This window comes from Streptomyces sp. NBC_00203, from assembly GCF_045206325.1.
In the GTDB taxonomy this organism is placed as follows: domain Bacteria; phylum Actinomycetota; class Actinomycetes; order Streptomycetales; family Streptomycetaceae; genus Streptomyces; species Streptomyces lutosisoli.
The window spans coordinates 10,440,796-10,462,881 of the sequence record NZ_CP108126.1 but is presented as its reverse complement, the minus strand read 5'-3'; the positions used below and the strand labels follow the sequence as shown (position 1 = coordinate 10,462,881).

The following is a 22,086-nucleotide window of genomic DNA, read 5'->3' as shown; positions in this document are numbered from 1 at the left end:
CATGAGCGGAACCGCTGAGGTGACACGGAGACTCCAGCACGTCGACGTGCTGATCGTCGGAGCCGGGATCTCCGGTATCGACCTGGGTCATCACCTGAAGACGAAGCAGCCGGGCCGGACCTTCGCCATCGTCGACGGACGCGACGCGATCGGCGGGACCTGGGACCTGTTCCGCTACCCGGGTATTCGGTCCGACGCCGACATGCAGAGCTTCGGCTTCGAGTTCAAGCCGTGGACCAAGGACAACGCGATCGCCGACGCCCACGAGATCCTCGACTACCTGCACGAGGCGATCGCCGACGACGGCCTGGACCGGCACCTGCACCTCGGCCACAAGGTGCTCCGCGCGGACTTCTCGTCCGATACGACGCGCTGGACCGTCACCCTCGAGCGCACCAGTGACGGCGAGCAGTTCGACGTCACCTGCGGCGTGCTGTACTCCGCAGCCGGCTACTACGACTACGCCGGCGGTTACACCCCCCACTTCGAGGGGCGCGAGGACTTCCGCGGCCCGATCGTCCACCCGCAACAGTGGCCGGAGGATCTCGACTACACCGGAAAGAACGTCGTCATCATCGGAAGCGGCGCCACCGCCGTGACGCTCCTGCCGTCGATGGGCGAGAAGGCGGGCCACGTCACGATGCTGCAGCGCTCACCGTCGTACGTGCTGCCGGTCCCGCGCCAGGACCCGATCGCCAACACCCTGCGCCGGCTGCTGCCGGACTCTGTCGCGTACGGGATCTCCAGGCGGCTGAACACCAACCGCCAGCGCCTGATCCTGGCCCTCAGCCGGCGCTACCCACGGCAGATGCGCCGGCTGATCCGCAAGCTCAATGCCCGAGCGCTGCCCGCGGGTTACGCGGTCGACACCCACTTCAACCCCCGCTACAACCCATGGGAGCAGCGGTTGTGCGTGGTCCCCGACTCCGACATGTTCAAGGCCATCTCCAGCGGTGTGGCATCCGTGGTCACCGATCGCATCGTGCGGTTCACCGGACACGGGATCCTGCTCGAGTCGGGTACCGAACTCGACGCCGACATCATCGTCACGGCCACCGGACTGAACATGCTGCCCTTCGGCGGGATCGCTCTGCACGTCGACGGGCAGGCCGTCGATCTCCACGACCGCTTCATCTACAAGTCCATGATGATCAGCGGCGTGCCCAACTTCGCGTTCGCGCTCGGCTACACCACCAACGCGTGGACGCTCAAGGTCGACCTGGTCTCCGATCACCTGTGCCGGCTTCTCGCCCACATGGACCGCCACGGCTACGCCACCGTCACCCCGGTCGCCGACGACCCGACACTCACCGGACGGCCGTTCCTCGACATGGACACTGCATACATCAACCGCTCCATGCACCTGTTCCCGCAACAGGGCTCGCACGGCCCATGGACGGTGGACCAGAACTACGCGCTCGACCGTGCCCGGCTGCGCACCGGCCCGGTCGAGGACCCCGCTCTGAAGTTCACCGCCACCGTGGTGGGCTCGGCCTCGACACCGGGCGCGACGGCGACACCCCGGGAAGCGGCGGCATGAGCACGCCCGCTTTCATCTCCGTCAACGGCCGACGCACCCGCGTCCGCATCGAGGGTGACCCGGCCGACCCGCCCGTGCTGCTGTTGCACGGCATCGGCCGCAGTCTCGAGGACTGGGCCGCGCAGTACCCACGTCTTGGCCAGGGACATCGGTTGATCGCCCTCGACCTTCCGGGGTTCGGGTTCTCTGCCCGCTCCCCCGAACCCACCACACTGGAGGTGCTGGCACGTGGGGTGATCGAGACTCTCGACGCCCTCGGCGAGCAGCGGCCGCTGCACGTGCTCGGCAACTCCCTCGGTGGCGCGGTCGCGCAGCAGTTGCTCGTCCTCGATCCGGAACGGGTGGCCGGCCTCGTGCTAGTCAACAGTGCCGGCTTCGGCTCCGAGGTCGCGCTCCCCCTGCGGCTCCTTGCCGTCCCCGTTCTCGGCCGTCTTGCCACTCGCCGCACCACCCGCGCCGGCGCGAGGATGGCCGAACGCCTGTCCTTCGCCGACCCGAGCCTGGCCACCAGGGTGCGGATCGATCACGCCCTGGCAATCGCCCGCCAACCCGGCCCGAGCGCCGTACTGCTCGAGGCCGTACGCGAACTCGCCACCCTGCGCGGCACCAAGCCCCGCTGGCGCGCCGAGTTGACCGCCGCGGTCGCGAAGGCCCCCCGCCCCACCCTGATCATCTGGGGCGACTGTGATCGTGTCCTGCCCGCCCGTCACCTCGACTCAGCCCGTCGGCTCCTCCCGCACGCCGAGACCCATCTGTTCACCGGGATCGGTCACATGCCGCAGATCGAATGCCCCGACGAGTTCGCCGCCCGCGTCCTGGCGTTTCTCACCGACGCACAAGGCACCGGCCAACCCGGCCCGGCGCGGCCCTCGTTGGCGTCGACTCATCGCACCGTCACGCACGACGCGGCGACCAGCCGCTGATCGCTGCACAAGTAATGGAGATCATTCATGTTCGCCAGCCCCTTCCCCGACGTTGAGATCCCCGAAGTCAGCGTCTACGACTTCCTCTTCGCAGAAGTCGATCAGGCGGATCTGGATCACGTCGCGCTCATCGACACCTCCGGCGGCGCGCAGACCACTTACCGGGAGCTGATCGAGCGGGTGAACGCGACGGCCGGCGCGCTGGCCGCTCGCGGGATCGGCGTCGGGGACGTGGTGGGCCTCCTGGCGCCGAACTCGTCGCTGTTCGCCGTGACGTTCCACGGCATTCTGCGGGCCGGTGCCGCCGCGACCACGATCAACGCGTTGTTCACTGCCCATGACATCGCCAAACAGCTCACCGACGCGAAGGCGACGATGCTGATCACCGTGAGCGCGTTGCTGCCGCAGGCGCAGGAGGCGGCGCGGACGGTCGGGATCACGCCGGAGAACCTGATCGTCCTCGACGGCGACGGCGCTGCCGCCACTGGACACCCGAACGCCGACGACCTGCTCGCCCCGGGCGCCCCGGCACCACAGGTCGACTTCGATCCCGCCACGCACCTGGCGGTGTTGCCCTACAGCTCCGGAACCACCGGCAACCCCAAGGGCGTCATGCTCACCCACCGCAACCTCGTGGCCAACATGGCGCAGATCCGGTCGCTGCTCGCGATGAGTTCCGACGACAGGATTCTCGCGGTGCTGCCGTTCTTCCACATCTACGGCATGACGGTGCTGCTCAACGCCGCGTTGCAGGCGAGGGCGACACTGGTCGTCATGCCCCGGTTCGATCTGACGGCATTCCTGGACACCATCCAGGAACACCGGGTCACCTACGGCTTCATCGCGCCTCCGGTCGCGGTGGCGCTGGCCAAGCATCCTCTGGTCGACCAGCACGACCTGTCATCGCTGCGCGTCATCCTGTCCGGCGCCGCGCCGTTGGACGCCGAACTCGGAACCGCCGTGGCCGAGCGGTTGGCCGTACGGGTGCTCCAGGCCTTCGGCATGAGTGAACTGAGCCCGGTCAGCCACATCATGCCCGCGGACGGCGGCCAGGAGCACTTCGGTGAGGTCGCGCCGCTCAGCTCCTGTGGATGGCCGGTTCCCAACATGGTCAACAAGATCGTCGATCCCGCCACCGGCAAGGAGGTCGCCTACCCCACGGAGGGGCTCAGCGAGCGGGGCGAGCTGTGGGTCAAGGGACCGAACGTGATGAGCGGCTACCTCGGCAACACGGAAGCGACCACCACCACGATCGACTCCGACGGGTTCCTGCACACCGGCGACCTCGCCCAGGTCGACCACGCCGGCCGGGTGTTCATCGTCGACCGGCTCAAGGAACTGATCAAGTACAGGGGCTACCAGGTCCCGCCCGCCGAACTCGAGGCCTTGCTGCTGACCCACCCGGCCATCACCGACACCGCGGTCATCGGCGTCACCGACGACGACGGCGAGGAGATCCCCAAGGCCTTCGTCGTCCGTCGGCCCGGTACCGACCTCACCGCGGACGAGGTCATCGAATTCGTCGCGCGCCAGGTCTCCCCGTACAAGAAGGTCCGGCGGGTCGAGTTCATCGACGTCATCCCCAAGTCCGCATCGGGCAAGATCCTCCGCAAGGACCTCCGTTCCCCGACCGCGTGACACACGCGGTCGGGGAACGCCGGGGGCGGTGCTCATCGCTCTGAAGTGTCCGCGCGAGCGTGGCGACAAGCCAGGAAGTGCCCTTTCGATTGTGGTAGACAGACCTGTCTGTTAACTTTCACTCCATGACCACCGTGTCCACGCGACGCCCCGCCCGGGACCGCATTCTCGATACCGCCTGCGAGCTGTTCTACGCCCACGGCATCCACGCCGTGGGGGTGGACCGGCTGATCGCCGAGTCGGGAGTCGCCAAGGCCACGCTGTACAAGCAGTTCCCCAGCAAGGACGACGTGGTCGCCGCCTACCTGCGACGGATGGACGACAGCTGGCGGCGCCAGCTGCGCTCAGCGGCACTCGCGGCCGGGGGCGACCCGCGCGAGCAGCTCTTCGGCCTCTTCGTCGCGCTGGAGCACGCGGCGCGAGAGGGCACGCTGGGCTGTGCGTTCATCAACGCGGTGGCGGAGTACGACCCCGGCAGCACCGCGCACGCCATCACCGCCGAGCACAAGGGCGCCGTGCGTGCCTGGGTGCGCGACCTGGCCGCCGCGGCCGGCGCGACGGACCCCGACACGCTCGCATTCCAGCTCACGGTTCTCATCGACGGGACGCTGGCGGCCACGCGCGTCGAACATGCCGACCTCGCCGCCGAGGCCGCCAAGCAAGCGGCACGCGGCCTCATCGACGCGGCCTGCACAGGGCCCAACTGACCTGTCGGGCCTGAGCCACTCGACGGTTCCCCCGACTCGCCGTCTCGATCACTTCTGGAGTCGGTCGTTCACCGTCATCCGGATACAACTCTCTTCCCAGACCTCACCCAGACAGACCCTTCTGTTCACTAGACAGACCTTTCTGTTCACTTCACCCGAGCGCCATCTTCCCACCGAAAGGACTTGATCCCCATGTCCGAGCAGACCCTGCCCACCACCGCACGTGCATGGCACCTGGACTCCCGCCCGGAAGGCCGGCCGACGCCGTCGGACTTCTCGCTGCGCGAGGTGGAGCTCCCCACGCCCGGCCCGGGCCAGCTCCTGGTGGCCAACGAGTACCTCTCGGTCGACCCCTACATGCGCGGCCGGATGAGCGACAAGAAGTCCTACATCGAACCGTACGAGGTGGACGCACCCATGGACGGCCCCGCGGTCGGCCGCGTCCTGGCATCCAACGCCGAGGGCTTCGCACCCGGCGACCACGTCCTGCACGTCCTCGGCTGGCGCGATCACGCGGTACTCGACGCGACTACCGCCCAGAAGGTGGACCCGAATCTGGCACCTCTCTCCGCCTACCTTGGCGTGCTCGGCGTCACCGGCCTCACCGCGTACATCGGCCTGACCCGGTTCGCCAAGATCAATGAGGGCGACACGGTCTTCGTCTCCGGCGCGGCGGGCGCGGTCGGCAGCCAGGTCGGCCAGATCGCGAAGCTACAGGGTGCCGGACGGGTGATCGGCAGCGCGGGCTCGGACGAGAAGGTCAAGCTACTGGTCGAGGAGTACGGTTTCGACGCGGCGTTCAACTACAAGAACGGGCCGGTCGCCGAACAGCTGGCGCAGGCGGCGCCGGACGGGATCGACGTCTTCTTCGACAACGTCGGCGGCGAGCACCTGGAAGCGGCGATCGGCGCGCTCAAGCTGCACGCACGGATCGTTCTGAGCGGGATGGTCTCCCAGTACAACGACGAGAAGGTCATGGGGCCGCGCAACCTGTGGAACCTGTCCGTGACGCGTTCGGACATCCTGTCGTTCATGTTCAGCGAAGAGCTGGACCTCCAGCCGGACTTCGTCCGCGACGTCGGCGGCTGGCTCGCCCAGGGCAAGCTCCACTACCGCGAAACCGTGAAGGACGGCCTCGACAACACCCTCGACGCCTTCCTCGCAATGATGCGGGGCGACAACGTCGGAAAGATGATCGTCAAGCTCTGAGTCCGCCCACAGCGGACGGCGCGAGGGGCCTGCCGCGCATGCGGCAGGCCCCTCACACATTGCTCGCGGCACGATCGCTTCAGCAACGGCAGTGTCCTTGCGACCGCACCCCGCCCGAAAGCGCCCCTCCCCCGCGCAGTGCTTGCGATCACCGACCCACCCTCTTAAGATTACGGTCATAATGCCATTGTCGTGAGCCCTCGCTGTCGACGGCTCAGATCCCCCCTTCCGGCCCCACCAACTGCCCTGTGACCGGCCGGGAACATCCACTTCACCAGGAACCCTCCATGGACCTCTCCACTAGCACCGCCCTTGTCACCGGAGCCAACCGGGGCTTCGGCCGGGCCCTCGCCGCCGAACTGCTCAGCCGCGGCGCCACCGTCTACGCCGGCGCCCGCAACCCCGACCAGGTCGACCTGCCCGGCGCCAAGCCGATCGCGCTCGACATCACCGATCCCGCCTCGGTCGCCGCTGCGGCCGCGGCCACAGGCGACGTGACGGTCCTGGTCAACAACGCGGGGTCCTCCACCGGCGCCGGCCTGCTCGCCGCCGACCTGGACGACATCCGCCTGGAGATGGACACCCACTACTTCGGCACCCTGTCGGTGGTCCGCGCCTTCGCACCCCAGATCGCGGCGGGCGGCGGGGGAACGATCCTGAACATCCTGTCCGGCCTGTCCTGGGTCAGCTTCCCGGAGCTCGGCGCCTATTGCGCCGCCAAGTCCGCGGAGTGGTCGCTCACCAACAGCCTGCGCGTGCAGCTCGCCGACCAAGGCATCCGAGTTGCCGGCCTGCACGTCGGCTACATGGACACCGACATGGTCCGGGCGGTCGACGCGGCCAAGTCGGACCCGGCCGACATCGCCCGGATCGCGGTCGACGGCATCGCCGCCGGCGCCTACGAGATCCTCGCGGACAATGCCGCGCGTCAGGCGCAGGCCGCGCTGTCCGGGGGCGTCTCCGTGCTCTACCCGCAGCTCCCCTGAGAGGCCGCCGCCCAGGAATCCGCACCGCGCCCGTGGATGCCGGTCCGGGGCTCGGCATCGCAGGCCGTGCCGCCGACCCGGCGTCCACATCCATTGCTCGATCACCACGTACGTCCGCCAAGGGAACTCATGAAACAGCACCGCAAGCAACCGGCTCGGGGCGGCAGCGCCGTCTGGGCCGTGGCCATCACCAGCATGGCCGGGTTCATCACCGCGCTCGACAACCTGATCGTCACCACCGCCCTCCCCTCCATCCGCGAGGACCTCGGCGGCGGCCTCGAAGACCTCGAATGGACGGTGAGCGCCTACACCCTCACCTTCGCGGTCCTGCTCATGTTCGGCGCTTCCCTCGGCGACCGCTTCGGCCGCCGAAGACTGTTCGTCACCGGGCTCGCGATCTTCACTGCGGCCTCGGCCGCGGCCGCGCTCGCCCCCGGGATGGGTGAACTGATCGCCGCCCGGGCGGCGCAGGGCGTCGGGGCCGCGATCGTCACGCCGCTGACGCTCACCCTGCTGTCGGCGGCCGTCCCCGCCGAACGGCGCGGCGCGGCCTTCGGCATATGGGGCGCGGCCAGTGGCATCGCCGTCGCCACCGGACCGCTCATCGGCGGCACGCTCACCGAGCATCTCTCCTGGCAGTGGATCTTCTGGGTGAACGTCCCACTCGGCCTGGCGCTGATTCCGCTGGCCCTGCTGCGGCTGGACGAGAGCCACGGCCCGAACCCGAGCCTCGACCTCGTCGGCACGGCCCTGGCGAGCGGCGGCCTGTTCGGCATCGTCTACGCCCTGGTGCGCGGCAACGCCGACGGCTGGACCAGCACGCCGGTTCTGGGCGGCTTCTTCGCGGGTACGGCCCTGCTCGTCGGCTTCGTCCTCTACGAACTGCGCGCCAAGCACCCGATGCTGCCGATGCGCCTCTTCCGCCACCGCTCCTTCAGCGCCATCAACGCCGCCAGCCTGCTGATGTTCCTGGGCATGTTCGGATCGATCTTCCTGCTCAGCCAGTACCTGCAGACCGTCGGCGGCTACTCGCCGATGGAGGCCGGCGTGCGGATGCTGCCCTGGACCGCCATGCCCATGATCGCCGGGCCGCTCGCCGGAGCACTGTCCGACCGCATCGGCGGCGCTCCCGTCGTCACGGTGGGCATGGCCCTGAACGCGGTGGGCCTCGGGCTCTGGGCGCTGGCCGTCGAGCCGCAGGTCTCGTACACCGCTCTGCTGCCGGCGCTGATCGTCTGCGGAATCGGCATGGGCATGTTCTTCGCCCCCAGCGCGAACCTCGTCATGAGCACGGTCCGCCAGGAGGAGCAGGGCATCGCCTCCGGCGCCAACAACGCGATCCGCGAGGTCGGCGGTGCCATCGGCGTCGCGTCCCTCGCGGCGGTCTTCTCCGCCCAGGGCGGCTACGGGTCCGCCTCGCTGTTCGTGGACGGGCTGGTCCCGGCGCTCTGGGTCGGGGCCGGCGCGGTCGCCCTGGCTGCGGCCCTGGCATTGCTCATGCCCCGGCAACGCAAGGCAGATGGCCCGGCATCCGGCCTCGCCGCGGGGGATGTTCCGGCCCCGGTCGCGATCTGAGGCCCGTACTGCGCGACGCGATCTGAGGCCCGTACCGAGGGGGCGGTCCAGCCGGTTGCGGCTGGGCCGCCCCCTCGCTCTGTCCTGCCTTCCAGGCCCGTTCGCTGTGCGGGGACATCACGATGGTGGGTTCACCGGTTCGTCCCGTTGGCCAGGAAGGGCCTCAGATACGCCAGCAGCGCCTCAGGTTGCTCCTCCGGGATGAAGTGGCCGCACTCCGGGATCTCGGCACCGGTCACGTCGTCCGCGTAGGCCTGCCAGATCTCCAGCGTGGGCAGGCGGGCCGGCAGCCCTGAGGAACCCCACACCGCCAGCACCGGCATGGAGAGGCGGCGGCCTTCAGCGGCGTCGACATCGTCAAGGGCGATGTCCTCCTCCATGGCGCGGTAGTCGTCGAGGCTCGCACGCAGGGCACCCGGACGGGAGAACGCGCGGACGTAACCGTCGATCGCTTCGGGGGTCAGTCCGTGGCGGTTGTAGGTCCACCGCTCGAAGAAGTACTCGAGATACCCACGGATGTCGTGCCCTACGAGGCGCTCTGGCAGATCGGGCTGCATCTGGAACAGCCAGTGCCAGTACCCGGACGCGAGGGAGGCGTCCATGCGGCGGAACATCTCCCGGGTGGGCACGATGTCGAGCACGGCCAGCCGCTCCACCTGATCCGGACGGTCCAGCGCCCAGCGGTGCCCCACGCGGGCGCCGCGGTCGTGGCCCACGACCGCGGCCTTGTCGAAGCCGAGCGCTTCGACAAGACCGGCGATGTCGGCGGCCATCCGCCGCTTGTCGTAGCCCGTCGTGGGCTTGTCGCTCAGACCGTAGCCACGCAGGTCGGGGGCCACGACGGTGTGGCCGACGGCGAGATCCGCCAGCACCGGCCGCCAGCAGTCGGAGGTCTGCGGCCAGCCGTGGAGCAGTACGAGCAGGGGGCCGGATCCCGCTCGGGTGTAGTGCAGGCGGACCCCGTCCACCTGCGTCACTCCGGTCGTCACTGTCGGCTGTCCCATGAGTGCGCCTCCTCGACACGAACTAACCCCCTTAGATGGTTAAGCTAGCGTGCACAATGGAGGCGTGGCAATGGACGACATGTGGATCTGGGACGGCGGGCGGGTCTGCCTGGACTTCGCCAACACCCTCCGCAGCCGGTGGCGGCCCACGCCGGAGGAGACTCTGCGCAATTCGGGCGACCTGGTCCACTGGCTTCAAGAGGCCGGTCTGCTCGCACCGGGCACCCCGGACCCCGTCACTGCCGCCGCCCTGACATCGGGCCGACGACTGCGCGAGGCGGTCGACCGGGCCGTACTCGCCGTCGCCGACGGCGGGCTACCCGCATCCGGCGATGTCACGCTGCTCAACCGCTGTGCAGCGGAGGCGCCCCTGCCCGCCCCGCAGATCGCCATCACGGACGGACGCCTGGAGCCCGCCGGCACCACGAACCTCGCCGCCGACCCCGCAGAGGCGCTGGCACTCGTCGCTCAGGACGCCGTGGACCTGCTCCTGTCCCCCGAGATCCGGCGGGTACGCGTATGCGGCGCGGACACGTGCGCCCTGCGTTTCCTGGACCGCTCCCCCGCCCACAACCGCCGCTGGTGCTCCATGTCCCGCTGCGGCAACCGCACCAAGGTCCGCCTCCACCAGGCCCGAGCCAGACAGAGTGAGCGCGCCCCGGAAGAATGAGACCCGCCATGCGGCACAACTGGAGTTCACGCGGGTTCCCCAAGGTGTGCGGCGGCCGCATCGTCGCAAGCGCGCAAGTGCGCATCCAGCGCGGGGTGATCCCACAAGGGCACGAGGTTCTCGCACCTACGGGCAGATTCCGCGAGTAGAGCCAGGAAACCTGCTCGTTTATGCGTAACCGGAAGCCGCCGCTCAGGCGATCCATCCCTCGCCGTGGCGGTGACGGTCCAGTCCCACAGCTGTGAACTCGTCCTCTCCGGGGCTCGCCATGACGCCCAGCCGTCGAAGTGCCTGCGAGATGGCGCTGCCGGCCGACGGAAAGGGCTGGCCCTCCCGTACGTGGAGGGGTCCCAGCACGAGGGTGCCGCCATCCCACGCAGCAGCCTGCTGCTCGCCCACACCGCCGAAGTACTCGGCTTCCATGTAGGCCACCGGCCCAGCGGTCGACCAGTCAGCGAGGGTCTTCTCGAACCCTCCCGGCAGCCGCCAGAACCCCAAAGTGGCTGCATCGCCGCCATTCGCGACGGAATCGAAAAGCACGTCTGTCATCGGCATCAGCAACAGGCCCTGCCCAAGCGGCGCCAGCCGAGCAGCAGGCAGATCCCGCGAAGCGGCGCGCAGCACCTCGCCGCCGGCGATCACAGCTTGCAGGTCGTAACCCATCCCAACGCCCCCTCCAGATCGGAGGCCCCATCTTGTCCCACAGCGCGAAGCCGAACCCGCGCGGTATCCCCGACCGGGACCACCACACGCCCAGCGGGTTCTCGCCGGAGCACCGTCCAGATGCCTCGAACCCGCTGGTTTCTTCTCACGACGGGGAGTTCACGCCGATCGCCTGACGCGACCGCGCTCAGCTCACTCGGCGGGCTTCATGCGAAATGCGGGGCCGGGGACACTCTCGACGTCTTCCGCCTGCACGGAGTGGCCTTGTTCACAGCGCACCTGGACGTCGACGTGGGCGCCGCATGCGCGGTGTCGCGTCAGTACAGCGGGCCCCTCAGGGTCGGCGCGGTATCGGTCGCCCCACTGCAGGAGCCCCATCACGGCCGGGACCAGATCCATGCCCTTGGGGGTGATCACGTACTTCGGCCTGCTCCGCGAGCCGGGCTCCTTGTAGGTCTCGGTAGCCAGGATCCCTTCCTCCACGAGCATCCGGAGCCGCGTTGCGAGGAGGTTGCGAGGACAGCCGAGGACACGTTCGAAGTCGCCGAAGCGGGACGAGCCGTACCAGACCTCGCGGAGGATCAGGATCGTCCACTTCTCACCCACGACCTCAAGGGTCCGCGCAATCGAGCAGTTCGACATGTCCCGGTCGAGACGGGGGTCCATGCCGGTGTCCTGAAGAACTTCGGTCCACGCATCCATGAGGGTGATTCTAACCTCTCCTGAGTTTACTTTTCTATACTCAGCAAGTAGCGTCATGAGCGATGCGTACCCGAGGTCGACCAGGCCATCCAGCAGATGAGCCGGCGGCTCCGCCAGCACCTCGGCACCCGGGCAGAGGAACTGCCCGAACCATCGCATCGACCACCAAGAAGACCACCGCGAAAATCACGCAGAAGGGCGGCTGACATGAAGGCCATCGTCGTCGAGAAGTACGGCAAGGACGGCGCACGCGCCGCACAGATACCTGAGCCGACCGTCGGGGACCGCGACGTCCTGGTCAGAGTGAGCGCCGCCAGCATCAACCCGCTGGACAAAATGGTCCGCAACGGGGAGTTCAAGCAGCTCCTGAAGTACAAGCTTCCGTTCGTGCTCGGCCACGACCTGGCCGGCGTCGTCACCCGGGTCGGCTCCGCCGTACACGGCTTCAGCGTCGGCGACGAGGTCTACGCCCGTCCGCGCGACCTGCGGATCGGAGGCTTCGCGGAGTTCGTCTCGATCGACCAGGACGATGTCGCGCCCAAGCCGGCCTCGCTCACCTTCGAAGAGGCAGCCGCAGTGCCGCTGGTGGCCTTGGCCGCCTGGCAGATCCTCGTCGACCGTGCCCGCGTGAAGCCGGGTCAGAAGGTGCTCATCCACGCCGGTGCCGGCGGCCTCGGGTCGACGGTCATCCAGCTCGCCAAGCACCTCGGCGCCACGGTAGCGACGACGACGGACACCGACACCGAGAAGTTGGTCAGGAGCCTCGGCGCCGATGTCGTCGTCGACTACACGAAGGAAGACTTCTCGAAGGTGCTGTCCGGCTACGACCTGGTGCTGGACTCCCTGGGCGGGGCGAATCTCGAGAAGTCGCTGACAGTGCTGAAGCCCGGCGGGCTGGCCATCGGTGTCGTCGGTCCGCCGGACGCCGGTTTCGCCAAGCAGCTCGGCGCCCCGTCGTTCATGGGTATCGTCATGAACACCCTCAGCCGCAAGGTCCGCAAGCAGGCCAAGGCACTGGGCGTGCGCTACCAGTTCTTCTTCATGCAGGCCAACGGCTCCCAGCTGCGCAAGCTCAGCGCCCTCTACGACAGCGGGAAGCTCCGCCCGGTCGTCGACAGGACCTTCCCGTTCGACCAGACGCTCGAGGCGATGGCGTACGTCGAGCAGGGCCGCACCAAGGCCGGCAAGGTCGTGGTCTCGATGGTGTCCGGCAAGGACTGAGATCAGGCCGGCCGCGGGCCTTCCTTCCGGCGCGGTCACCGTAGGAGGCGCCGACACCGTCGGCGATCCATCGGAGACCACTTTCGCGGAGGGCCGCGCTGTAGGCATCTCGGCCCAGTGTCCGTCCTCCCGCGCCACAGTGCGCCGGTACCGTCCCTGCCCGCGCAGGTCGTGCCGGCAGGCACCCCTGGTACGTCAGCGACGCGGGCACACGACCGGATGGACGGGCGGTCGGGAGACAAGGATTTCGCCGCGTGGCCGGCCGGGAGAACGCAATCCGACGACGAGGCAGTCAGTGGCGCGACAGCCCTCGCCGCGTCGGGCGAGACAGCTTCGACAGCTCGCAGGGCTCGACGTTCATGACGTGACACGGAACTGACCGACGGCCCTTCCGCTACCCCTTCGGGTCCAAGGACGATCTCGTCGCCGCCTCAGTCGCCGACCAACGGCACCAACAGAGCGCGACCGACGTCGCGCAGGCGGTGCCCAGCCGCGCCCGACTCGAGCACATCGTTCCCCGGTACCTCTCGGTCCAGCACCGTGACGACCGTGACGACGGTCGCCCTTCCGCCGCCGTGCTCGACGAGATCGAACGCTGCACGGACGCCACGAGACAGGCTTGCCCCGACCCCGTACCGACTGTCGTGGACAGCATCGCCGCCCGCATGCCTCCGAGGGCCGCTCGCGGTACGCGCGAGGGCGCTTGACGTCCTTCCACACGCCGAGTTCGGCAAGGTCCGCCTCGATCCGGTCGGCTTCCTCTCGCACCTGATCGGCGCTGACCACCCGTTGAGGAGAGTGTTTGCCCAGGCATGAGTGCGCGGGACGGCGATGTCCTGCCTCATGGCGGAAATGATCAGGCCGAGGCGTTCGTCCGCCGCGCGACACAATTTGCCAGGTGGGAGTGCGGTCCTTGTCGACCAGGGCCGCGCGCACGCCCTCCAGGAAGTCCGGTGTGCGGATGGTCGTGCGCGTGAGGGCGAGTTCGATGCCGAGGCACTCGCGCAACGTGTGCTGCCTGCCCCGGGCCAGCAGGGCGTGGGTGATCTCCAGGCTCTGCGGCGAGGCGGACTCCAAGGCGACCAGCGTGGCGGTCGCCCAGGGGGTATCGAGGTGGCGCAGGCGTTTCTCGATCTCGCCGAGGGTCGCCGTGCCGAACGCCCAGTCCACATCCCCGCGTGCCTCCGCCAGCCTGCTCTCCGCCACCGGGGAACGGCCGGCGAGGCGGTTGAGGACGACATCCACCGCCTCGCCGGAGTTGTCAGCCAGGGCATCCCTGACCGCATCGAGCCTGTCCGCGGGGACGAAGTGCGTGGCCAGCCCCGTGTACAGGGCGTCGGCCGCGTCGAGCCGGTGCCCGGTCAGTCCCAGGTACATGCCGATCGCGCCGGGCAGCCTCGGCAGAAAGTAGCTGGCCCCGACGTCCGGAAAGAACCCGATCCCGGTCTCGGGCATCGCGAGCACCGCGCGCTCGGTGACGACACGGAAGGCGCTGTGGATGGACAGGCCGAGGCCGCCGCCCATGCACAGGCCGTCGATGAGCGACACGACCGGGACGGGATACTCGGCGATCCGGGCGTTGAGTCGGTACTCGGAGGCGAAGAACCGCTCACTGGCTTCGGCATTCCCGGCGAGGCTGTGCTCGCGGATCGTGCGGATGTCTCCGCCGGCGCAGAACGCCTTCGTGTTGCTGCTGGCGAGCACCACGGCGGACAGCGGTGTGTCCTCCCACGCGGCGAGCGCACGGTCGATTGCGGCGACCATGCCTGTCGTCAGGGCGTTGAGCGCCTTGGGGCGGTTCAGCAGGATCCGGCCGACGCCCCGGTGGACGTCGGCGAGAACCTCGACCGCAGCGGGTTCAGCCATAGGTCGGCATCGCGTACTCCGCGCGGACCCGGCTGTCGTTCGGCCAGCGGGTGGTCGCGGTCTTGTAGCGGGTGTAGAACCGCACGCCCTCGGGGCCGTGGATGTGGTGGTCGCCGAACAGGGACCTCTTCCAGCCGCCGAAGGAGTGGAAGGCCATGGGGACCGGGATCGGCACGTTGACCCCGACCATCCCGGCCTTGACCTCGGCCAGGAAGGTGCGGGCGGTGTTCCCGTCGGCGGTGAAGATCGCCGTGCCATTGCCGAACTCGTGGTCGTTGACCAGCTTCAGGGCATCGTTGAACGACTGCGCCCGGACCATGGCGAGCACCGGGCCGAAGATCTCCTCGCGGTAGATCCGCATCTCCGGGGTGACGTGGTCGAAGAGCGATGCGCCGAGGAAGAAGCCGTCTTGGTGGCCGGGGAACAAAGTCTGACGGCCGTCGACGACCAACTCGGCGCCTTCGTCCGTGCCCACCTCCAGGTAGCCGGCCACCTTGTCCCGGTGGACCTTCGTGACCAGCGGTCCCATCTCGACCCCGTCCTCGGTGCCCGGGCCGACCTTGAGCTCGGCGAGGGCGGCGACGAGCCGCTCGCGCAGGGAGTTCGCTATGTCCTCGCCAACGGGTACGACGACCGAGATGGCCATGCACCGTTCGCCGGCCGAGCCGTAGGCGGCACCCATGAGCGCGGCGACGGTCTGGTCGAGGTCGGCATCGGGCATGACGACCATGTGGTTCTTTGCACCGCCAAGGGCCTGGACACGCTTGCCGTTGGCGGTGGCCGTCCGGTGGACGTACTCGGCGATCGGGGTGGAGCCCACGAAGCTGACCGCCTCGACGTCGTCGTGGGCGAGGAGGGCGTCCACGGCCGTCTTGTCGCCGTGCACCACGTTGAACACGCCCTTCGGCAGGCCGGCTTCGGTGAGCAGCCTGGCGAGTTCGACGCTGAGTGTGGGGTCCTTCTCCGACGGCTTCATCACGAACGTGTTCCCGCAGGCCAGGGCGACGGGAAACATCCACATCGGCACCATGGCGGGGAAGTTGAACGGCGAGATGCCTGCGACCACCCCGAGCGGCTGGCGCAGGGACACGGCGTCCACCGCGCGGGCGACGTTCTCGGAGAACTCGCCCTTCAGCTGCTGCGGGATGCCGCACGCGAACTCGACGACCTCAAGCCCGCGGATGACCTCGCCCCTGGCGTCGGAGAGCACCTTCCCGTGTTCGGCGGTGATGATCGCGGCGAGCCGGTCCGTGTCCCGTTCGACCAGGTCGCGGAACCGGAAGAGGACGCGGGCACGGATGTGGGGCGGGGTGGCGGACCAGGTATCGAACGCCTCGGAGGCGACCCGGACCGCGGCGTCCACGTCCTCGGCGGTCGCCAGCGCGACGAGGCCGGTCACCTGGCCGGTGGCGGGGTTGTAGACCTCGCCGCGAATCTCGGCTCCGCGATCGTCGACGCGGCCGTCGATGTAGTGGTCGATGTGCGCCGGGGCGGCGGCTGTCGTGGTCATCAGGGTTCCTTGCTCGCCGGGTGTCAGGCGTAGATCTGCGCGTAGAGATCCTGGATCTCGTCCGCGGTGGGTACGACGGGGTTGTTGGCGGGGGATCCGGACGCGAGCGCCTGCTCGGCCATGAGGGGTGACAGACGGAACCATTCGTTCTTGTCGATGCCGTGGGCCTGGGGGGTGGGCACCTCAAGGTCCTGGCACAGGGTGCGGAGCGCCTCCACGAACTTCTCGGCGGCCGTGGCGTCGCTGTCGTCGTCGGTGGCGGCTCCGAGTGCGCGGGCGCAGTCGGCGTACCGGCTCTCGGCGGCGTGCACGGAGAACGCTGTCACCGCGGGGAAGAGCATCGCGTTCGACAGACCGTGGGCGACGTGGAAGTGAGCGCCTACCGGGCGGCTCATGCCGTGCACGAGCGCCACGCTGGAGTTGGAGAAGGCGATGCCGGCCTGGGTCGCGGCAAGCATCATCGCCTCGCGAGCCTCGGTGTCTCCCCCATCGGCGTGGGCGCGGTGGAGGTACCGCCCGATGGTCCTGACCGCGTTCAGCGCAAGGCCGTCGGAGAACGGATTGGCCTTGCGGCTCACGTACGCCTCGACGGCGTGCGTGAGCGCGTCGATGCCGGTGTCGGCCGTCAGCCGGGGCGGCATCGACAGGGTCAGTTCAAAGTCGACGACGGCGGCGACCGGCAGGAACGCCGGTCCCGGGCAGAGCATCTTCTCGTCCGTGGCGCTGTCGGTGATGACGGTGAACTGAGTGGCCTCCGAGCCGCTGCCCGCGGTCGTCGGGACCGCGATCACCGGAAGCGCCGGACCGAGGTTGGTACGCGGGGCCTTGTAGTCCCGCATCTGCCCGCCCTGGACGCCCAGCAGGCCGAGGGCTTTGGCGGTGTCCATCGGGCTGCCGCCGCCGAATCCGATCACCGAGTCCGCCCCATGTTCCCGCAGCGCGGTCAGGCCCGCGTCGAGTGAGTCGGTCGTCGGATCCGGGACGGTGCCGGCGAACAGGCGCGGCTGCAGTCCGGCGTCTCTCAGCGTCGCCATCAGTCGTTCTGCCGTACCGGTTCCGGCAAGGAACGCGTCCGTCACCAGCAGGGGGCGGCACAGGCCCAGTTCCGTGAAGACGTCGCCGAGTTCACCGACAGCGCCGCGGCCGACGCGCAGGATCCGCGGGAGGGAAAGGCTGGCGACCATGGGGCCCCTTCAGCTTCAGCAGGAATGGCGGGGCATGTCGCTCCCACTGACCTGACTGTGCGACCCAGCACCATGTGCAATCAACCACCAATGACGCACACCCACTGTGCAAAAACGCAGATACGGTGATGCCATGCACCCCCACGCCCCGGATGAGAGCCCCTCCGCGGAGCCGGTCGGCTCGCACCGTTCAGTCGATCCACGCAAACTCCGCGCGGACGATCTGCGCTACCTGCTCGCGGTGGCCCGTACCGGGCGCCTGGTAGCAGCCGCCGACGCGCTCGGCGTGGATCACACCACCGTGTCACGCCGTATCACCGCACTGGAGAAAAGCATCGGCCTGCGCCTCATCGAGCGCGGCGCCGAGGGATGGACACTGACGGACATCGGAAGAGCCGTCTCTGAGAACGCGCGCGCGATCGAGGAGGCCCTCAACCGCGTCGTCGACGCCGTGGCAGGCCAGGACTCACCGTCCCTGCACGGTACGGTGCGCGTCACCGCGCCCGATGGTTTCGGCACCGCCTTCGCCACGCCCGCCCTCGTGCGGGTGCGCCATCGGCACCCCCAGCTCCAGGTCGAACTCATCACTGCGACACGACAGCTCGCCCTGCGCCCGTCCGGCTTCGATCTCGCTCTCGTCATCGGCGTTCCCTCGAGCAGCCGTCTGGTGACCGAGCACCTCACCGATTACGCGCTGGGGCTCTACGCCTCCGACGACTACCTCACCCGGCACGGCCGGCCGGAGACGGTGGCCGAGCTTCGGCATCACGCGCTCATCTTCTACATCGAGTCGATGTTGCAGGTCGGCGACCTCGACATCGAACGCCACCTTCCCGGAATGACCCCGGCATTCTCCTCGACGAACGTCTTCGCCCAGCTCGAAGCCACCCAACAGGGGGCCGGTATCGGCGTCCTGCCGGCTTTTCTGGCCGAGCGGACGCAGCTACGGCGGCTGCTCGCCGACGAGATCGACATCCGCCTCCCCATCACCCTGGCCGTCCGCCGCGAGGCGGTGACGCACCCCGCCGTACGCGCCCTATGGACCGCTCTACGGCATGAGGTCGCCGAACGGGCCGCCGAACTGATCCCCGAATGAACGCCAAGGAAATTCCGGTGCCGTGAACACCCGCCGGTCTCACTCTCCTTTCCGGCGAGTCGACACCCCCGCGCACCCGTTGGCCTTGCCCTGCTGTCATGAGGCGCGTGCGCATCGCGAGCCGTGTCGCTCCACGGCGGGCCGGACGTCGCGATCGCCGTCTGCCCCTCGCCGGCATACCGACGGGACCGCCCGCAGCCCCGGTGAGACATAGGTGCATCCGCAGCACTGACCCTCCCGCTTCCCGTACCAGCGCGTCGTACTCGGCGACGGCCCAGGGAGCAGGAACGCTGACGGCGCCCGCGCATCCGTGGGGTGATTCCCGGCTCATCTGAGTTTACTTTCCTATACTCAGCAAGTAGCGTCACGACCATCACATCCACCCGGCCGCACACAAGAAGCGGACCGGCACCGACCCGTGAAGGAGCGCCACCATGGGAGCAAGCCCAGAGGCACAGCAGTTCGCGCAGTTCCTCGAGAGCGTGAGTGCGAAGTCGTCGACACCGGGCCTCGACCTGGCCGTCATCCGCGACATCGTCGACTCGAACCACAAGGCGTCGACCGAGCCGGAAGGCGTCACCTACGCCGAAGTGGACGCGAACGGCGTCCCCGCCCTCTGGTGCATCCCCGAGGGCGCCGACCCCGACCGGGCGCTGCTCCACTTCCACTTCGGCGGGTCGGTCACCGCCTCGATGCACTCGGACCGCAAGGCGGCCGGCCACATCGCGAAGGCTGCCGGCGCCCGCTCCCTCGTCGTGGACTTCCGTCTGGCGCCCGAACACCCCTACCCGGCGCAGCTCGACGATGCCGAGACGGCCTACCGGTGGCTGCTCTCGCAGGGCTATGAGCCGCGGAACATCGGCAGCACGGGCCACTCGATCGGCGGCACCCTCGCGGTGATGCTGCCGCTGCGTCTGCTCGCGAAGGGCGAGGCAACCCCGGGCGCGATCGTCAGCGTCTCGCCGTGGACCGACCTCACCATCCAGAACGCGTCGGTCGACAAGAACGAAGAGAACGACAAGATGCTCAGCAGGAACACGCTCGAGCTCTTCCGGGGAGCCTGGCTGCAGGACCCCGCAGTGGACTTCACCGACCCGCAGATCAGCCTCGTGAACGCCGATCTGACCGGTCTGCCTCCCACGATCGTCCACTACGGCGAGTACGAGACCCTCGCCGACGACGGCGCCCAGCTCGGCCGCCGGCTCGCGGACTTCAAGGTCACCTCCGAGGTCCACCCGCTGCCCGAAGGACAGCATTCGTTCGTCCTGGGCGCGGGGCGCGTACCCGAGGTCGACCAGGCCATCCAGCAGATGGGCCAGTGGCTGCGCCAGCACCTCGGCGCGTGAGCAGAATCAGAATCTGAAGGCGGGGCCTACCGGCCGCGCCCGCTGCACCACCGCGATGCCGGTGACCAGGCCGCTGGTCTCCGGCATCCTGCTCGGCCATGTCGGCGGCATACGGTACTGGTGTCCGACACCGTTCTGCACGCCGCCACACGCCTGCCCCTCGATGCCACAAAGGAGTGCGCGATGGGAAAGTACGAGGACGTCTTCCGCACCAGTACCGAAGACCCGGAGAGCTTCTGGCTGAAGGCGGCAGAAGGCATCGACTGGGATGTCACTCCGCGACGCGCCCTGGACTCCTCCGGCGCGCCCTTCTACCGCTGGTTTCCCGACGGTCGGCTCAACGTCTGTTTCAACGCGCTCGACCGGCATATCGAAGCCGGCCGCGGCGAACAGTCCGCGCTCGTCTACGACTCACCCGTGACCGACACCCGGCGCACCTATACCTACGCACAGCTGAGGGACGAGGTGGCGGCCTTCGCCGGAGCGCTCGTGCAGCTCGGCGTGGGGCACGGCGATCGTGTGGTCGTCTACATGCCGATGGTCCCCGAGGCCGTTGTCGCGATGCTGGCCTGCGCACGTATCGGCGCGGTCCACTCGGTCGTCTTCGGCGGGTTCGCGCCGCACGAACTCGCCCTCCGCATCGACGACGCGGCCCCCAAGGTGGTCGTCTCCGCCTCCTGCGGCATCGAGGGCAAGCGTGTCATCGCGTACAAGCCGTTGCTCGACCGGGCCATCGAACTCGCGGTCCACAAGCCGGAAAAGAGCGTGATCCTGCAACGCCCGCAGGAGCGGGCCGAATTGGGGCCCGACGATCTCGACTGGGGCGACCTGGTCGCCACCGCACCTCCGGCCGACTGCGTTCCCGTCCCCGCCACCGATCCCCTCTACATCCTCTACACGTCCGGAACGACCGGAAAACCCAAGGGAGTCGTGCGTGACTGCGGCGGCTACGCGGTCGCCCTGCACTGGTCGATGGGAGCTGTCTACGACGTGGGCCCAGGCGAGACGATGTTCACCGGCTCCGACGTCGGCTGGGTCGTCGGGCACTCGTACATCGTCTACGCGCCCCTGCTGGCCGGCGCCACGACGGTCCTGTACGAGGGCAAGCCGGTCGGCACTCCGGACGCGGGCCAGTTCTGGCGCGTCGCCGCCGAGCACCGGGTCAAGACCATGTTCACCGCGCCCACCGCCTTCCGGGCCATCCGCAAGGAGGACCCGGAGGGAACGCTCACCGCGGACTACGACCTGACCGGCCTGCGCTACCTCTTCCTCGCCGGCGAGCGCCTCGACCCCGAGACCTATCACTGGGCGAGCGCTCTTCTGGGCATCCCGGTGATCGACCACTGGTGGCAGACCGAGACCGGCTGGCCCATCGTCGCCAACCCTGTGGGCATCGAAGCCGCTCCGCTCAAGCCCGGCTCCCCCACCCGCCCGCTGCCGGGCTGGGACGTCCGTATCCTCGACGCTTCGGGCGATCCCGCACCCGCGGGCGTCGACGGTGCGATCGTCGTGCGGCTCCCCCTGCCGCCCGGCGCGCTTCCCACTCTCTGGAAGGACGACGACCGCTATGTCGCCTCCTACCTTTCCGCCTATGACGGCTACTACCTGACCGGCGACAGCGGCCACATCGACGACGACGGCTACGTCTTCGTCATGGGCCGCACGGACGACGTCATCAATGTCGCCGGACACCGGCTGTCCACCGGCAGCATGGAAGAGGCCCTGGCCGCCCATCCCGACGTCGCCGAATGCGCCGTCATCGGCGTCGCCGACGCCCTGAAGGGACAAGTCCCGCGCGGCTTCGTCGTCCTGAAAGCCGGCGTCGACCGCGAACCGAGCGAGGTCGAGGCCGAACTCGTCCAGCTCGTGCGCGAGCGCATCGGCGCCGTCGCCTCCCTCAAGGACGTCGCGGTCGTGGCCGCCCTGCCCAAGACCCGCTCGGGAAAGATCCTGCGCAAGACGATGCGCGGCATCGCCGACGGGCACGACGAACCCATCCCCTCCACGGTGGACGACCCCGGCGTCATCGAGGTCCTGCGCCCCGTTCTCCGCCGCCGCCCCGGTCACACCCCGTGAACGGCTGACCCGCAGCCTGGCCAACGGCGTGCGAGCTTGTCGGCCGGGCTCCGCGAGGCAGTCCCGGGCGCGCGACCCCGGACTGTCCTGGTCTTGAAACTGCACACACCCACATAGTATTATGGACATAATTCTATGGATCGCGCCGACACAGCTCGGACAGCAGGGGT

The 22,086-nt window shown here is 68.8% G+C and carries 18 protein-coding genes; 12 read left to right on the top strand and 6 right to left on the bottom strand.

Annotated elements, in window-relative coordinates; translation table 11 throughout:
- Window position 1: 1 nt before the first annotated feature.
- The 7 genes from OG975_RS46435 to OG975_RS46405 all read left to right on the top strand — a co-directional run bounded on the left by OG975_RS46435 (window position 2) and on the right by OG975_RS46405 (window position 8,578).
- Window positions 2–1,540 carry a flavin-containing monooxygenase gene (locus OG975_RS46435; protein ID WP_406335823.1) on the top strand — a complete coding sequence of 513 codons (1,539 nt, stop codon included), beginning with the start codon at window positions 2–4 and terminating at the stop codon, window positions 1,538–1,540.
- On the top strand, window positions 1,537–2,463 hold the full coding sequence (locus OG975_RS46430) for an alpha/beta fold hydrolase (protein WP_406335822.1): 927 nt from the start codon (window positions 1,537–1,539) through the stop codon (window positions 2,461–2,463). Before OG975_RS46435 ends, OG975_RS46430 begins: the two co-directional genes overlap by 4 nt.
- A 27-nt stretch (window positions 2,464–2,490) precedes the next feature.
- On the top strand, window positions 2,491–4,101 hold the full coding sequence (locus OG975_RS46425) for a 4-coumarate--CoA ligase family protein (RefSeq protein ID WP_406335821.1): 1,611 nt from the start codon (window positions 2,491–2,493) through the stop codon (window positions 4,099–4,101).
- Window positions 4,102–4,226: 125 nt separating this feature from the next.
- Window positions 4,227–4,808, top strand: a complete 582-nt coding sequence (locus tag OG975_RS46420; RefSeq protein ID WP_406335820.1) for a TetR/AcrR family transcriptional regulator — start codon at window positions 4,227–4,229, stop codon at window positions 4,806–4,808.
- A 192-nt stretch (window positions 4,809–5,000) separates the two neighbouring features.
- On the top strand, window positions 5,001–6,017 hold the full coding sequence (locus OG975_RS46415; protein WP_406335819.1) for an NADP-dependent oxidoreductase: 1,017 nt from the start codon (window positions 5,001–5,003) through the stop codon (window positions 6,015–6,017).
- 287 nt (window positions 6,018–6,304) lie between these two features.
- The gene (locus OG975_RS46410) at window positions 6,305–7,003 is read left to right on the top strand and encodes an SDR family oxidoreductase (RefSeq protein ID WP_406335817.1); all 699 of its coding nucleotides are present in this window, start codon (window positions 6,305–6,307) and stop codon (window positions 7,001–7,003) included.
- Window positions 7,004–7,132: 129 nt separating this feature from the next.
- On the top strand, window positions 7,133–8,578 hold the full coding sequence (locus OG975_RS46405) for a DHA2 family efflux MFS transporter permease subunit (RefSeq protein WP_406335816.1): 1,446 nt from the start codon (window positions 7,133–7,135) through the stop codon (window positions 8,576–8,578).
- A 131-nt stretch (window positions 8,579–8,709) separates the two neighbouring features.
- On the opposite strand, the gene OG975_RS46400 is transcribed toward OG975_RS46405, so the two are convergent.
- Window positions 8,710–9,582, bottom strand: coding sequence for an alpha/beta fold hydrolase (locus OG975_RS46400; RefSeq protein WP_406335814.1), 873 nt, complete (start codon window positions 9,580–9,582; stop codon window positions 8,710–8,712).
- 70 nt (window positions 9,583–9,652) lie between these two features.
- On the opposite strand from OG975_RS46400, the gene OG975_RS46395 reads away from it, so the two are divergent.
- On the top strand, window positions 9,653–10,252 hold the full coding sequence (locus OG975_RS46395) for a CGNR zinc finger domain-containing protein (protein ID WP_406336756.1): 600 nt from the start codon (window positions 9,653–9,655) through the stop codon (window positions 10,250–10,252).
- 192 nt (window positions 10,253–10,444) lie between these two features.
- On the opposite strand, the gene OG975_RS46390 is transcribed toward OG975_RS46395, so the two are convergent.
- Window positions 10,445–10,915, bottom strand: coding sequence for a hypothetical protein (locus OG975_RS46390; RefSeq protein ID WP_406335812.1), 471 nt, complete (start codon window positions 10,913–10,915; stop codon window positions 10,445–10,447).
- A gap of 192 nt (window positions 10,916–11,107) precedes the next feature.
- A complete protein-coding gene (locus OG975_RS46385; RefSeq protein WP_406336754.1) occupies window positions 11,108–11,581 on the bottom strand; it encodes a winged helix-turn-helix transcriptional regulator in 474 nt (157 codons plus the stop codon).
- 243 nt (window positions 11,582–11,824) lie between these two features.
- Between OG975_RS46385 and OG975_RS46380 the strand changes: the two genes are divergently transcribed.
- Window positions 11,825–12,838 carry an NADP-dependent oxidoreductase gene (locus tag OG975_RS46380; protein WP_406335810.1) on the top strand — a complete coding sequence of 338 codons (1,014 nt, stop codon included), beginning with the start codon at window positions 11,825–11,827 and terminating at the stop codon, window positions 12,836–12,838.
- Window positions 12,839–13,195: 357 nt separating this feature from the next.
- On the opposite strand, the gene OG975_RS46375 is transcribed toward OG975_RS46380, so the two are convergent.
- Genes OG975_RS46375 through OG975_RS46365 form a run of 3 tightly spaced genes read right to left on the bottom strand, consistent with a single transcriptional unit; the run spans window position 13,196 to window position 17,398 of the window.
- Complete coding sequence (locus tag OG975_RS46375; protein ID WP_406335809.1) at window positions 13,196–14,704, bottom strand: enoyl-CoA hydratase/isomerase family protein; 1,509 nt, start codon at window positions 14,702–14,704, stop codon at window positions 13,196–13,198.
- A complete protein-coding gene (locus tag OG975_RS46370) occupies window positions 14,697–16,214 on the bottom strand; it encodes a CoA-acylating methylmalonate-semialdehyde dehydrogenase (protein WP_406335807.1) in 1,518 nt (505 codons plus the stop codon). The genes OG975_RS46375 and OG975_RS46370 overlap by 8 nt, the downstream gene beginning before the upstream one ends.
- A 23-nt stretch (window positions 16,215–16,237) precedes the next feature.
- Window positions 16,238–17,398, bottom strand: a complete 1,161-nt coding sequence (locus OG975_RS46365) for an iron-containing alcohol dehydrogenase (RefSeq protein ID WP_406335806.1) — start codon at window positions 17,396–17,398, stop codon at window positions 16,238–16,240.
- 133 nt (window positions 17,399–17,531) lie between these two features.
- On the opposite strand from OG975_RS46365, the gene OG975_RS46360 reads away from it, so the two are divergent.
- The 3 genes from OG975_RS46360 (at window position 17,532) to OG975_RS46350 (ending at window position 21,916) form a co-directional block, all read left to right on the top strand.
- On the top strand, window positions 17,532–18,494 hold the full coding sequence (locus OG975_RS46360; RefSeq protein WP_406335805.1) for a LysR family transcriptional regulator: 963 nt from the start codon (window positions 17,532–17,534) through the stop codon (window positions 18,492–18,494).
- A gap of 434 nt (window positions 18,495–18,928) precedes the next feature.
- Complete coding sequence (locus OG975_RS46355) at window positions 18,929–19,840, top strand: alpha/beta hydrolase (protein ID WP_406335804.1); 912 nt, start codon at window positions 18,929–18,931, stop codon at window positions 19,838–19,840.
- Between the two features lie 183 nt (window positions 19,841–20,023).
- A complete protein-coding gene (locus OG975_RS46350) occupies window positions 20,024–21,916 on the top strand; it encodes a propionyl-CoA synthetase (RefSeq protein WP_406335803.1) in 1,893 nt (630 codons plus the stop codon).
- Window positions 21,917–22,086 lie beyond the last annotated feature (170 nt).